Source organism: Acetobacteroides hydrogenigenes, assembly GCF_004340205.1.
In the GTDB taxonomy this organism is placed as follows: Bacteria; Bacteroidota; Bacteroidia; order Bacteroidales; family ZOR0009; genus Acetobacteroides; species Acetobacteroides hydrogenigenes.
This window is the reverse complement of sequence record NZ_SLWB01000005.1, coordinates 124,274-139,096: the sequence shown is the minus strand read 5'-3', so window position 1 is coordinate 139,096 and position 14,823 is coordinate 124,274. Positions and strand designations below refer to the sequence as shown.

The window sequence follows — 14,823 nt, the reverse complement described above, 5'->3', positions numbered from 1 at the left end:
TGAGATCAAAACCGGACGACATTAAACGCATGAAGAAAGAATCGTTACGCCTCGTACTTACTGCCCTACTGCTAACCTTAGCTGCTGCAACTTGGGCTCGAACTGTAAATCCCAAGCACGAGATGCGTGCTGCATGGATAGCCTCGGTAGAGAATATTGACTGGCCATCGACGAAGGGGCTTACCCCCGAACAGCAGCGGCAGGAGTTTATTAAGATGATCGATCAGCTTAAAGATGTTGGCATAAATGCCGTAATCGTGCAGGTTCGTCCGTGCGCCGATGCGCTGTACAGCTCAAGCATAGAACCGTGGTCGATGTACCTCACCGGCAAGCAAGGTTTGGCCCCCAATCCATACTACGATCCGCTAAAGTTTATGATTGACGAGTGCCACAAGCGCTGCATCGAGTTCCACGCATGGTTTAACCCCTACCGAACCATCAAGGATACCACCTATAAGGACATCGACTCAACACACATCATTAAGCAGCACCCCGAATGGCTGGTTACCTACGGCAACCAGCGCTACTTCGATCCTGCGCTACCACAAACGCGCGAGCACGTGCTTAAGGTTATCATGGACGTGGTAAACCGCTACGATGTTGACGGCGTTCACTTCGACGACTACTTCTATCCCTACAAGATTAAAGGGGTAGACTTCCCCGATAGCGCATCGTTTGCCGCCTACCCACGTGGCTTCGCTTCCGATCAAAAAGAGGCATGGCGACGCGATAACGTAAACCTAATTATTAAGGCAATCCGCGATAGCATTCGCGCGGCAAAGCCGTTCGTAAAGTTCGGCATATCGCCATTTGGGATATGGAGGAATAAGGCGAGCGATCCCCGCGGGTCGGAAACCAACGGCGGATCGAACTACGACGACCTGTACGCCGACATCCTTCATTGGATGCAGAATCGGTGGATCGACTACGTGGTTCCCCAGCTCTACTGGCACATCGGCCTAAAGGTGGCCGACTATAAAACGCTGGCCCAATGGTGGAGCAAGAACAGCAACGGAACTCCCCTCTACATCGGTCAGGGCTACTACAGGGTCGACCCTCAGTCGAAGACCAAGGAGTGGGCCGATGGAAAGGAGATCAGCCGACAGCTGGAACTCAACCGAACCATCCCAGAGATTGAAGGGAGCATCTTCTTTAGCGCAAAGTCGTTCCTCAACAATAGCCTAAACGTAAACGAGCAGCTAAAGAAGCAGTACTACCGCTATCCGGCAATCGTTCCCCAAATGCGTTTTATCGACAGCCTTCCTCCTGCTGCACCCGTACACTTTACCGTAAAGGATCGTAAGAAAAACGTAAGGCTTAGCTGGACGGTGAGCGACACCGCATCCTCCGAAATGGACAGGGCTAGATACTTTGTTGTGTACCGATTTAGCGACAAGGTAGACTACAGCAACCCAGCCAACATCTACACGATAACAAGAGACACCTCCATTATCCTAAAGAAGAATAAGAAGAAGGGCAAGAAGCACGTTCGCTTTAGCATCACCGCTCTGGACCGCCTCTACAACGAGAGCAAGCCAACAAAAGCGGTAACGGTAAGCATGTAGTCCTCATAAAAGAATAGCCAGACCATCCAACGTGGCCTGGCTATTCTTTTATGGTTAAAGCCGCTTTAGTTGAGCCGCTTTATTTCATCCTGGTAACGTTCAATAATAGTTACGGCATTTGAATCTTCCTTAAGCTGCTGCAGATACTTCTTTGCTTCCTCCTTATTGTTTAAGGCTATGTATGCGCGCATATACAATGCCGCAACTTCAGGTTTTGCTTCAGCACAAAGTTCCTCCACCTTCACCTCCCTATTTAAGGCTTCAACTGCTTTTTGGGGTTTCCCCTTTTCAACAAAAATGGATATTGTACGCAGCTTTGCAAGATCTCTAATCGTTGCATGGCCGACCTTTTCTCCCATCTTACAAGCCTTCTTATAAGACGATTCGGACAAAGCAAGTAACCGGGATTTCGAAGCTTCGGGAGCATTCTTCGCAACGTTTAAGTAGGCATCGCCTAAAGCCAATAAAGAAGAGTCGCTACCCTTACTACTACTAAAAAGGATTGCATAAACCTGGTTCATATCTGTAGGGTACGAGGTTAGCATTTTATTGATAGTACTTATGCTCTGATACCCTACCTCCTGCTGAAACGAGTTGCCGTCGGGAGTTGCAACTACAATATTGGGAATTGCTTGAACGTTGAACTGGGAGGCGACACTCTTATTATAATCAATATCGACCTTTACCATCACCATTTTATCCATATTGACCATTACTGATTTATCGGACCAAACTTCCGATTCCATGGCCTTACACGGCCCACACCAGCTTGCTGTAAAATCAATCATCATCAGCTTACCCGTTGCTTTTGCAACTTTTTGGGCATCTTCGTAACTATACAACCATTGTGAATGGGCGCTAAAAGAAAGTAAGAGCAACCCAACAAAAGAGAATAAAATTTTTTTCATAATATTAATTTTAGATTATCGCTTAAATTTAAACTATTTTACCAAACAACACTAACAAATCAAAGAAATTGACATTATTTGCTATTACCAATAAATGCTTTATATTTGGCTCATGGTCGAAAAGCACATAAATAACCTATACCACCAGCAGGGCAAGGGCCTTTACGATTGCTGGATCTGCTGATTCTCCTTCCTTTCATTCCAAGGATGCACGCTCTTGTGCACCTATCCCCACATTTTTTCAAAACGTACTTACGAATAGCAAACTCCCATTTACACTATGGAGAAAGGAGTTGTATTTGACATCAAGCGCTTTGCGGTAAACGATGGTCCCGGGATACGTACGGCCGTATTTCTTAAAGGATGCCCTCTACGCTGCCAGTGGTGCCATAATCCCGAAGGCTTATGCAAGGAGATAGAGCAATCGACCAAAAGCGTAAAGGTTGATGGGGTGGCCTACTCCATGCCCTACAGCATTGGCTACGAAATATCGGCAGATGATCTTGTAGCGGAAATCTTGAAGGATCGCATATTTATGGAGGAGTCGGGAGGCGGCGTAACCTTTTCGGGTGGCGAGCCGATGCTCCAGCATCAGTTCTTACAGAAGGTGCTCAAGAAGCTTCATCGAAATGGTATTCATACTGCTGTAGATACCTCGGGGCTTACGGCTTGGGAAAACCTTGAAAGCATTATCCCCTTCACCAGCCTTTTCCTTTACGACCTTAAGTGCATCGACGAGGAGAAGCATCGCCGCTTTACTGGCGTTTCCAACGGTATCATTCTCGATAACCTTAGGAAGCTGTCGGAGCGACGCATTCCGGTTCAGATTCGCATTCCCGTAATACCCACCTTCAACTACAATGACGAGGAGATGAACAGCATCCTATCGTTTATCGGAAGTTTGAAGAATGTCGAAAGGGTTGATCTGCTCCCCTACCACACCATCGCCCAGTCGAAGTACGAGCGGTTGGGCATCAGCAATTCGCTCTTTGAGGAGAAGTCGCTGAAGAATGAGGATCTACAGAGCTACTTTACCCAGATCCAAGAGCGAGGCGTAAAGGTGTCAATTGGAGGATAACAAGTAAAAACCAAAGCTATAACAACAACCATGAACGAACGAGTTAAAAGACTGAGAGAGGAGACCCTGAACGCCATCAACACGCTATCGTCGGAGCGGGGTGTCCTTATTACCGAATTCTACAAGAGCATAGAGAATGTCAATCTATCGGTGCCTGTGCAGCGTGCCATGGCGTTCGATTATATCCTAACCAATAAAAAGATTTACATCGGCGAAGGCGAGCTGATCGTCGGCGAGCGTGGCCCAAAGCCAAAGGCAACTCCGACCTATCCGGAGATTTGCGTCCATACGCAGGAGGATCTTGAGGTGCTTGATACGCGTAAGAACGTATCATTTAAGGTCGATGAGCAAACGCGAAAGGACTTTAGGGATATCATCACCCCCTACTGGACCGGAAAGAACAACCGCGAGCGCATTATGCAGGCCATGAGCCCCGAATGGAAGCAGGCCTTCGAAGCTGGCATCTTTACCGAGTTCATGGAGCAGCGCGCACCGGGCCATACCGTTTGCGGTGGAAAGATTTACAAGATGGGGATGAACGACTTCATCCGCCAAATTGACAATGAAGTTATAAAAAGGAGCAACGGTGGCGATGCCAACCAGCTAGAGGAACTCAAGGCCATGCGCATTGCGGCCAACGCTATCATCACCTTTGCCAACCGCCATGCCGATGCTTTGGAAGAGCAGGCCAGAAGCGAAGCCAATCCATCTCGCAAAGCAGAACTCGTAAAGATGGCAGAAGTTTGTCGTAACGTTCCTGCCAATAAACCAACCACCTTCCACGAGGCGCTGCAGTACTACTGGTTTATGCATCTCGGCGTGGTTACCGAGCTAAACCCTTGGGACTCGTTCAATCCCGGAAGGCTCGACCAGCATCTTGAGCCATTCTACACGAAGGAACTCGAGGAAGGATCGCTAACTCACGAACAGGCTCGCGAGCTGCTGCAGTGCTTCTGGGTGAAGTTCAACAACCACCCATCGCCCCCAAAGGTTGGCATCACCGCACAGGAGAGCAGCACCTACACCGACTTCTGCCTCATCAACGTGGGCGGAGTGAAGGATAACGGTGCCGATGGCGTTAACGAGGTGTCGTTCCTTATCCTTGATGTGATTGAGGAGATGCGCCTGCTGCAACCCAGCTCGATGGTGCAGCTGTCGAAGAAGAATCCCGACAGCTTTATCGATCGCACCATCAAGATTACCAAAACGGGCTTTGGGCAACCCTCCATCTTCAACACCGATGCGATGATTCAGGAGATGCTGCGCCAGGGTAAGAGCATTGTGGATGCCCGTAGAGGTGGCGCAAGCGGCTGCGTAGAGGTAGGAGCATTTGGAACCGAGGCGTACTGGCTTACCGGATACTTCAACCTGCCCAAGATACTGGAGCTGACGCTGAATAACGGCTTCGATCCAAGAACCAACACCCAGCTAGGCTTGCAAACCGGCGATGCAACCACGTTTACCACCTACAAGCAGCTGCTGGAGGCATTCGAGAAGCAGGTAAACCATTTCATGAAGATCAAGATAGAAGGTAACGTAAAGAACGAGCAAATATTTGCCGAGCACATGCCCGTACCATTCCTTTCGATCCTCATTGACGACTGCATTACCTCGGGCAAGGACTACAACGCCGGAGGTGCGCGCTACAACTCCACCTACGTTCAGGGTGTAGGACTGGGTACCATTACCGATTGCCTTTCGTCGCTGCGCTATCACGTTTATGAGAAGGGTAGTGTTTCCATGCAGACGATGCTCGATGCCCTAAAGGATAACTTTATAGGTCACGAGACGCTCCGAAACGAGCTTATCTTCAACACGCCAAAGTACGGCAACGATGACGACCGTGCCGACCGCTGCCTCGACGAGGTTTTTGAGATATACTATAATGCAATTGACGGGAAACCAAACGCGCGTGGAGGTGTTCACCGCGTAGATCTGCTGCCTACCACCTGTCACATCTACTTCGGAAAGGTTACCGGGGCGCTCCCCGATGGACGAAAGGCTACGGTTCCTCTTTCGGAAGGGATTTCGCCATCGCAGGGGTGCGATACGCACGGGCCAACTGCTGTAATCAAATCGGCAGCTAAGATAGACCACGTGCGAACTGGAGGAACGCTGCTGAACATGAAGTTTGCCCCTCAGTTCTTCAATGGCGACGAGGCAATTCGTCGTGTTTCGAGCTTAGTTCGTAGCTACTTTAAGCTCGATGGTCACCATATTCAGTTTAATGTGGTGAATGCCGATACGCTTCGTAAGGCGCAGCTGCAGCCCGAGCTCTACAGAGACCTGATTGTACGCGTTGCAGGGTTTAGCGACTACTTCAACGATCTGGGACCTGAGCTGCAGAACGAGATTATCAGCCGTACTGAGCACGAGACGATGTAGACTTTCATATTACAAGAAGTTAAACGGAAATAAACGGAAGTTAGACTGAAGTTATAAGAAGGCTAACGCATGACAATAGATACCTATCTTGAAGTAAAGCGCTACAACGTAGCGCCACTTGAGTAACCGTGGGTGCAAGCCCACGGTGCTTTGATAGAAAAGCGTCAGCCCCGAAGGGGCGACCCCAATGCTTGAAGTAGAAACCACAAGTCAAATGCCAAAAGGTTCGCCCCATTCGGGGCTGACAACAAGGAACAACCGGAGACCACGGATTGCATCCGCGGTTACTAAGGTTTAGCTACTTCGTAGCATTTTATCGCTTAGCCTAATGGCAATACTCGAAGCAATTAATGAATAAGGAAAGGGCTTTACTTCTAATTGAGAGTAAAGCCCTTCCTGTATATAATCGTGATACGTGTATCGTGATACTTGATACTGTTATCAATCTGCAATCTTAAACGTCCAAGCCCACTGGCAGGGCATTTCGTTGTACTTGATGGAAGAAACGTCAACGATCATTTGTCCGTTGGCGTAAGTCCAAGGAAGGTTGCCCTCGCGGCCAAGCAGCGTTACTTTGGTGTTGTTCGATGGTGCAGGAATGTTAAGCACCAGCTTATCGTTGGGCCATTCGAGGGCAATAGCGTAAAGGTTACCCTTGTTGGTGGTGTAGCAAAGCGTTGTCTTCTTTGAACCGTAGGCTGCCTTAAGTCCATCGCCCTTTGAGGTAGCCGAGGTAGCTAGCGCCGCTTGTGGAACAACCTCGCGAGGTTGACTCTTAGACTGCCAGTAGAGATAGGCATGCGCATTCTGCTTGCCCTCGAAGTATTCTACCTTAATGGCATACTTCTGTCCGGCCTTCATCTTTATCTGACCAGCCTTGGCGGCTCCCTTTTGGCGATCCATCACGCTTCCCTCCTTATCGGTAGAAGCAGCACCCCACTTATCCACCACCAGCTGGTTATCAATCCAAACGCGGATGCCATCGTCGGCAACGGCCTCCATTTGGTAGGTTTCGCTGTACTTTGGGGTGATGAAGCCCTCCCACTTGCCGGTAAAGTCATCCTCCTTGATTCCCTTTGCAGGAGAGTTACGAACCCAGTCGAAGCTGATGTTAGGATCGATGCGGTTAAGGGTAACATCCTTCTCCTCGATGGTGCGGCTATATGCCTTAGAGCCATATATGGCCTCGCCGTTGACCTTTAGCCAAGAGCCCAGCTGAAGCAGGCGCTCCTGCTGAAGCAGCGGAATCTGTCCATCGGCACCGGGACCAACGTTAAGCGTTATCCCTCCTCCGTTGGCAACAGCCATCACAAAGAAGTGGATTAGATCTTCGGGGGTGAGGTAGGCATCGATAGTTTCGTTGCGGTTTAGCCCGAAGCTACGGCCCATTCCGCGGCACTCGGCCCAAGGACGGTTGGGGCTGTGGATGCCCGCACTATATTCGGGGGTAAGGAAGCCGTAATCGCTGCCACCTCCCCAGCGGTTGTTCACGATGGCTTCGTCGCCAACCGTGTTAAAGTACCACGAGATAAGCTCGGGGGCCTTCCATGTTGATGCGGGATGATCCCACTCGCCATCGGTAAAGATTAGCGAGGGCTTATAGGTTGATACCAGCTCCTTGAACTGTGGAACCATATGCTTTTCTACGTACTGATGAACCTTTTCGCCGGGATCGGTTCCCCAGCGGTAAAGCGGATTGTTCCACTCGGGAAGCGAGTAGTAAAGGCCGAACTTAAGGTTGGTGTTGGAACGGATAGCTTTCTCCAGCTCGCCAACTATGTTGCGCTTGGGGCCAGTTTCTACCGTGTTCCAGCTGGGGGCATACTTGCTAGGCCAAAGGCAATATCCATCGTGATGCTTTGATACGAGAATGATATATCCTGCACCTGACTTGGCAAACAGATCGGCCCATTGGTTGGCATCAAACATCTCGGCCTTAAAGATATCCTTGTACTGCTCGTACTTAAAGTTCTCGCCAAAAACCCTCTTCTGGAAGTTGATGCGGGTTGTATCGCCTGTTAGCAAACCACGAAGGAACCATTCGGCATACTGCTCCTTACCCGAATATGAAGGTACGGAGTAAAGTCCCCAGTGGATGAAGATGCCGAGCTTGGCATCGTTGAACCAAGCGGGATAGGGACGCGTGTTGAGCGACTCCCACGTAGGCTCGTAAACCTTCTGCTGTGCGATTCCCTGCAGACTTGCTACCAGAGCAAGAGCCACAAGAATCAGGTGTTTTGTTCTTTTCATTTGAATAATAGTGTTTAAAGCGGTCGAGATGCATGGAGCATCCATCGTATTTACTTTTCAAAAGTAGGGGTAAAAGAATAGATTTACAATTGGTAGATGATATACTAGCGTAGGAAGAGCGCTCGTAGCCCTCATGTTAAGGATTTTTCTAAATTCTCTATTGATAATCAAAGAATGTGATCCTCTGTATTAAGGATGTGCTTGTTTTTTTCATGATAGTGATGGTGTTTCATTAAGATGTGGCAGTAAAACAGGCAAGAGTAAGGGTGCTGCAAGGCATAGTGTTCGTATTGCGGACATAGCTTCATGTGTTTTAATGGGAGAGTGTGCAATTTCACGACCTATTAATGGCGTGTTTTGGAAATGTGTTTGGTTTTTTTGAAAGAGTGATTGGTTTTTTAATGGGAGTGTTTGCCTTTTCGGTTGGAGTGATTGATCTGCATAGATGAGTGATCCAATTTCATACACAAGTAGCTCTGTTTCCGAGGATGCTTTCCATTTTTCGCGGTTGTTTTGTCTGTTTTTACCATGTGTAATCGATTTTCTGGGCATAGTGTTTGATTTTCTTACTAGAGTGTTTTGTTTTCGAGGGTAAGTGTTTACTTTTTTGAGGTATGTGTTTCATATCTCCCCTATAGTGTTTGATAGAATTGGCTACGTACCCCTCCTGCCCGTTCGCTTTTCTTTACGTATGCTAATATTTCGCAGTTTTTTCGAGCATTTCAGCATTTTTTTTGAGCATTCACCGTCCTGTAAATGCTGCTTTTCAACGTATTAACCGGTTTATTGGCTTTTATTTATTCTTTTAACAAACTCTATTTAGCTCAATAGGCGATTTTAAAGCTAAACGGGTATTTTGTATCCCCCCTCGGCTCCGCTCGGGGAGCACCTCGACTCCGCTCGGGGTACGGATCGGGGTACAGCGCGGGGTACGGATCGGGAAAAGGCTTAGGGAACGGATAGGGTGACGAATAGGGTGACGGATAGGGTGACGGATAGGGTGACGGATAGGCGTACAGTTCGAGATACGGCTCAAAGTTTACCGTTCCTCGAGCGGAGTCGAGAGGAACTCATCTACAAGGCTCCTCTAACTCATCTTGATTTTCTACTCGGCTTCCCCCCCTCGGCTCCGCTCGGGGAGCACCTCGGCTCCGCTCGGGAAGCACCTCGACTCCGCTCGGGGAGCAGCTCGGGGTACGGCTCGGGAAAAGGCTTATGGAACGGATAGGGTAACAGATAGGCGTACAGTTCGAGATACGGCTCAAAGTTTACCGTTCCTCGAGCGGAGTCGAGAGGAACTCATCTACAAGGCTCCTCTAACTCATCTTGATTTTCCACTCGGCTTCCCCCCTCGGCTCCGCTCGGGGAGCACCTCCACTCCGCTCGGGGTACGGATCGGGAAAAGGCTTAGGGAACGGATAGGGTGACGGATAGGCGTACAGTTCGCGATACGGCTCAAAGTTTACCGTTCCTCGAGCGGAGCCGAGAGGAACTCATCTACAAGGCTCCTCTAACTCATCTTGATTTACCACTCGACTTTCCCCTCGGCTTCCCCCCTCGACTCCGCTCGGGGAGCACCTCGGCTCTGCTCGGGGTACGGATAGGGGTACGGATAGGGGAAGACAAGTGGAAACGTATATTCCGCCAAAAACACGGATCGACCCCGTATTTATACCTGTTTTTGCAAAACAGGTATTTTCTACAGTAGATATGTAGCTTAGCAGTAGTAAGTTTAAAGGGTCGGAAACTAATGCTCATTAGTAGCTTCTAGCAGTGGCGAGCTCATCGCCTGTAGCACGGGCGTTGGCTTCGGCTAAATGAAAACACCAAATAACACAACACTAAAAACTAACCGTATGAAAGAGTCTAACAAGGTATTCCTTCGAATGATGTTGGGAGTAAGCAAGTATCTAAAGGGTAACGAAATTTTTACTAGCATGAAGGCCATCCAAGATCTAGAGGTCAAAATCGATGCGCAAGCTGCTAAAATCGAAAAGCTGATAGAGCTTATCGAAACGGAGAATAAGTCGATAGCGGTAGCCGTAAGCTCCGCAACCGACAAGCTAGTTCCGCAGCTGTATGCCATCATGAAAGCCGAAGAGGTGTACTTTATCTCGCAGGGCAACATCTCTATGGCAACCGAGCTGCACACCACCCGTGCCGAAATACAGCGTACCTCGCACAAAAGCCTTGAGACCATCGTAGAAACAGTGGCAAAAATTGGCCGCGAAAACATTGCCAAGCTCAACGCCTATAACATATACGACGAAGATATAGACGTAGTTGAATCGTACCTACAGCAGCTCGTTGCTGCCAGTACCGCGCAGGATAGGTACAACGAGGAGAAGCGCCTAAAAAGGGACGAGCTGGAGGCGCTTATTGCAGAAAGTAAGGAGCTGCTAACCGAAACCGACATGGTGGTGGAGATCATCAGCCTAACCCACCCCGCCGAGTACAAGGGCTATACCGAGGTACGCAACAAGAAGGAGTACTCCGAGCTGCTCTTTACCATCACCGTGCTGAACAGCGAAACCGGCAAACCCGAGGAGAATGCCCGGGTGGTGGTGCGGTCAACCACCAAAAAGGTAAAGGATAAGCCCTACGTGCTGCTCAACAGGGTGACGCGCAAAACCGGAGAGGTGCGCAACAACAAGCGCGAGTTCGACATCTACGAGATGACGGTAGAAAAGATTGGCTGCGAAACGCACACCCAGCAGTTTACCGTAGCCGACAATACCCCGCTACGCCTAGAGGTAATGCTGAAGAAGATTGAGGGGATGAACTAAACACTCCCCCTCGACTTTCCCCCTCGACTCCGCTCGGGGAGCAGCTCGGGGAACAGCTCGGAGTACGACTCGGGGTACGACTCGGGGGAAGGATAGGGGAACGGATCGAGGAATAGATAGGATGATAGATAGATAAATAGAATGAAAGATAGGCATATAGCTAGGGGGTTACCGTTCCTCGAGCGGAGCCGAGAGGAACTCATCTACAAGGTACTCCTCCCCTCGGCTCCGCTCGGGGAGCACCTCGACTTCCCCCTCGACTCCGCTCGGGGTACGGCTTTGGGAACACTTCAGCCGAATCTATGCTTCAGGCTTATCGCCATTAGTGTCCCATAGCCTAAGAAAGGAGCCGTAACATATCCTGGGTAGCATTATTTTTTGTTCGTTAAGCTAAAACTATTTTGTATTTGGCGAACATCGTTAAGGAAAAGCGGCTAAATTAGAGGCAGCTTATAACCGCAGATCTTAGGTAAGCAGGGTAGCTGAAGAGCGCTTCGTTTACGCCCTGTTCGGGAGGGGTAGGTTTGCGGTTAACTATAAAAAAACTAACACCAATCAGACATATACACCCAAAATTGGCAGGATATGTCTGATAAAGTCAGACCTATAAACGAGTTGGTTGCAATTACCCATACATCATCCTAGATAAAATAAGACCATTAATATGAATCTAAAAAAACTCCAAAATAGATTAGTCGAGATAATTTTAAAAATTTGTAGAAATTCTATAGTAATAGGATTTCTTGTGTTTTTTGCTAGTTTAACTTTGTTGTTTTCTTCATTTAGAACTGTTGCTGCGACATTAATTCCATTTGTGTTTTTTATGTTTGTGTTACTAGGATCTTTGATAATCTCTATTCTATTAACTCTTTTTAACTTATGATTTAATTCAATTGTAAAAAAAATAGGATTGATTAAGGGTTTGGAGACATTAAGTTATTTCAGTTTGATTGTTTTTATTTTTTTTAAGATTAATTATTTTGTGAGTTTCCGCACAATAGATACTTGCTTATATGAGAATTGTAAAAGAAAAATTACACATAATATTTTAGGACAATCAATTTACAAAGTTTACATTTATGATCACCAATGGGATGATTGGAGCTCAAGTGGGTGGGTTCATGTTGATTCAGCTACTTATTATGGCGCAAGAAATTTTATAAAGATAAACTATAATATGGGTATATTTGGATTTAAGATTATACCTAAAAATCAAAAAAATAAATAACTGCAACCAACACACGGTAAAGTCAACAAGCGGGTAAGTGGTAGGCGGTAGCTTGCTGCGCCGCCGCAGCCGCTGTGCAGGATGAGTGAACGGAAGCCCGCAAGCGCTTGCTGCCCATACCGCCAAACGTTGGGGCTAATTATAAAAAGAAAAAATGAACAATAATCTAGAACTTAAACAAAGTCTGCTTGAAACAGTTGCTGAATTAAAGAGTACTTGCATATCTGAAATTAGTACACGTCTTGATTTAGATATTGATATTTGCTATTCTATTTTACAAAATATAGGGAATGAAGGATATATTGATTTTAGAGATGCTACGACCAAAGATGGAAAAGATGCATTCGTAAAATTGAATGGAACTGGAATCCTATTTTTACAAAAAGGTGGATATAAATCTATAATAACTGAATTACTTCTAGAGAATAAAGAAAAGAAAAAGGATAAGAAACTTTCAAAGGTTAAAGATTATATCGCAATTATAGGCACTGTTTTAAGTTTAATGTTTGGGGCATTAGCCGTTTATCAAAATGAAAAAATACAACAACTCGAAGTTGATTTAAGAATGAACAATGACAGTTTGAAAATAATTGAAAAACAATTCCCTGAATTTAAAGAAAGAGAAGAGACTAAATTATTTATAATTGGTAAGTGGATTTCAAACTCAAGGAATGAATTTTCTTACTTCATTTTCAATGATAATGATACGTGGCAGCATATTTTAATTAGAGATAATGTAAAAATTATTTTTAAAGGAGAATATCAAATAGGGAAAAACAAAGGGGTTTACTTGAGAAATTTCGGAATGTATAATGATAAACAAGATACTGTATATAATGACACAAAAACTAGTATAGGAACTATGTACTTCTATCTTGATAATCATAAACTGATAAACTCTCAAGAGGATTATATAAATGTTTATTCAAAGACAATGAAATAACTAGCCCTCTGCTGAGCGTAGTGTAGTAGTATAATCGAACAACAAGGCTCGGCCCTCGCTGAGCTCTTAGTTTTGGAGATCAAATAAAGAAAAAGAAAGCAAGGTTACCCCCTTCCTTTGTTGTATAAAGGAAGGAGTTAACCGACTGGCATGGGTAAACTTACCGCTGAGCTAAATATAATTTAGGCTACGAATCAGACCTAAGCCAGTCAAGCTGATAGACACCAGATAGAATTCTAGACGAAACCTACTAAGAGTATTGGTGCAAGCAGCTATTGGTTAACTCCAGTAAATACTTAAAATCAAAAGTATGAAAAAGTTCTTCATTGGAATTGATTTCTCCAAGTTAACCCTGGATGCGTCGTTGGTAGCAAGAGGCAGCGATACCCTTTTAGGGGTTGGTAAGTTTGAAAATAGCGCGCAGGGATTTGAGGCGCTTATTGCGTGGATACTGGAAAAGACACGGTGTACACCTGATAGCTGGCTTATCTGCGGCGAGCATACAGGCCTTTACTCCTATGGGCTTGCCCAATGTACTCATGATAAAGGAATTGATTTTTGGCTAGAATCGGCTCTTCAAATAAAGCTATCGAAGGGCATGAGCCGAGAGAAAACAGACCCTGTAGATGCTACCGCCATTGCTAGGTACGCCATGCGATTCGAAGATAGGGCAAAGCTCTACAGGCCATCTTCGGGAATTCTTGAGGAGATCAAGGATTTGCTATCCTACAGGGATCGGTTAATAAAAGTAAAAGGAAGCCTCTCGAAGGCGGCAAGGGAGCTTACCCGGGTTAAGCAGTCAAGCGCCTCAGTACGGTTCATCGGTGAGGATAGCCAGCGGCTCGCTGCTGAAATGGAGAAGCAGGTTAAAGCTGCTGAGGGGCGAATGAACGAGCTGCTTCTGCAAGATGTCGGCTTGATGGAAAACTATCAGCTGCTAACCTCCATTAAGGGTATTGGTACAATTAACGCGCTGATGGTTATGGTGCTTACAGGCAACTTTACGCTATTTGACAGCGCGAGGAAGTTTGGCTGCTACTGTGGCGTAGTCCCCTTTGAACATAGATCAGGCACGAGTGTAAGGGGGAAGACCAGGGTGAGCCACCTTGCAAACAAGCCGATGAAAGTTTTGCTCACGCAAGCTGCCAGAACAGCCGTAACCTATAATCCTGTGCTAAAGGCCTATTTCGAACGAAAGAAGAAGGAGGGGAAGCATAGCCTTTTGATAATTAACAACGTTCGAAATAAGCTTATACATATGATGTTTGCTGTAGTAAAAAAGCATCAGCAGTACGACATAAATTTCAAGCATCCGCTTGCGGAAGCAGCATAGCGGGATGCTTGATCTCTTCCTTGATTTGGTAAACACCCTTTTCGTGGAGGCAGCAGGAAAGTCAAGGCTTTTATGAAAAATACAACCCGTAGGGTGGAGATTTTTTATAAAACCCGAAGGGCTTGGCCTTGATGTCCTGCTGTCGAAATGTACCTTTGTTTGCTAAATCAAGAAGGGATGTTTTAACGCTAAACATTTGGATTAACCATAGAATTCGTAGCGTCCTCGCTACGCTCCTGTAACCAAGGCCTCAGGCCTGATACAAAAACGGACGAAGGCCGCAAAGAACAAAAGCGTAGGCAGAGCCTACGCTTAGCAGCGGGACTTTGCCTAACGTGGGGTTTAAC

Annotated in this window: 8 protein-coding genes; 6 read left to right on the top strand and 2 right to left on the bottom strand. The window is 46.8% G+C overall.

What is annotated here, in order from left to right; translation table 11 throughout:
* Positions 1 to 29 precede the first annotated feature (29 nt).
* Positions 30 to 1,565, top strand: coding sequence for a glycoside hydrolase family 10 protein (locus CLV25_RS06995; protein WP_131838923.1), 1,536 nt, complete (start codon positions 30 to 32; stop codon positions 1,563 to 1,565).
* Positions 1,566 to 1,630: 65 nt separating this feature from the next.
* Here the strand turns inward: CLV25_RS06995 and CLV25_RS06990 are convergent, their stop codons facing one another.
* Positions 1,631 to 2,473 (bottom strand): thioredoxin family protein, encoded by an 843-nt coding sequence (locus CLV25_RS06990; protein WP_131838922.1) that lies wholly within the window; start codon positions 2,471 to 2,473, stop codon positions 1,631 to 1,633.
* 280 nt (positions 2,474 to 2,753) lie between these two features.
* Here CLV25_RS06990 and CLV25_RS06985 point away from each other — a divergent pair, with 280 nt between their 5' ends.
* Positions 2,754 to 3,551, top strand: a complete 798-nt coding sequence (locus CLV25_RS06985) for a glycyl-radical enzyme activating protein (RefSeq protein ID WP_131838921.1) — start codon at positions 2,754 to 2,756, stop codon at positions 3,549 to 3,551.
* A gap of 30 nt (positions 3,552 to 3,581) precedes the next feature.
* The gene (hypD, locus tag CLV25_RS06980; RefSeq protein WP_131838920.1) at positions 3,582 to 5,936 is read left to right on the top strand and encodes a trans-4-hydroxy-L-proline dehydratase; all 2,355 of its coding nucleotides are present in this window, start codon (positions 3,582 to 3,584) and stop codon (positions 5,934 to 5,936) included.
* Between the two features lie 441 nt (positions 5,937 to 6,377).
* Here the strand turns inward: hypD and CLV25_RS06975 are convergent, their stop codons facing one another.
* Positions 6,378 to 8,186, bottom strand: coding sequence for an alpha-L-fucosidase (locus CLV25_RS06975; protein ID WP_165877019.1), 1,809 nt, complete (start codon positions 8,184 to 8,186; stop codon positions 6,378 to 6,380).
* Positions 8,187 to 10,042: 1,856 nt separating this feature from the next.
* Here CLV25_RS06975 and CLV25_RS06970 point away from each other — a divergent pair.
* The 3 genes from CLV25_RS06970 to CLV25_RS06960 all read left to right on the top strand — a co-directional run bounded on the left by CLV25_RS06970 (position 10,043) and on the right by CLV25_RS06960 (position 14,476).
* Positions 10,043 to 10,972, top strand: a complete 930-nt coding sequence (locus CLV25_RS06970) for a hypothetical protein (RefSeq protein WP_131838918.1) — start codon at positions 10,043 to 10,045, stop codon at positions 10,970 to 10,972.
* A 1,382-nt stretch (positions 10,973 to 12,354) separates the two neighbouring features.
* Positions 12,355 to 13,143, top strand: coding sequence for a hypothetical protein (locus tag CLV25_RS06965; RefSeq protein ID WP_131838917.1), 789 nt, complete (start codon positions 12,355 to 12,357; stop codon positions 13,141 to 13,143).
* A gap of 310 nt (positions 13,144 to 13,453) precedes the next feature.
* Positions 13,454 to 14,476, top strand: a complete 1,023-nt coding sequence (locus CLV25_RS06960; RefSeq protein ID WP_131838916.1) for an IS110 family RNA-guided transposase — start codon at positions 13,454 to 13,456, stop codon at positions 14,474 to 14,476.
* The last annotated feature ends 347 nt before the right edge of the window (positions 14,477 to 14,823 follow it).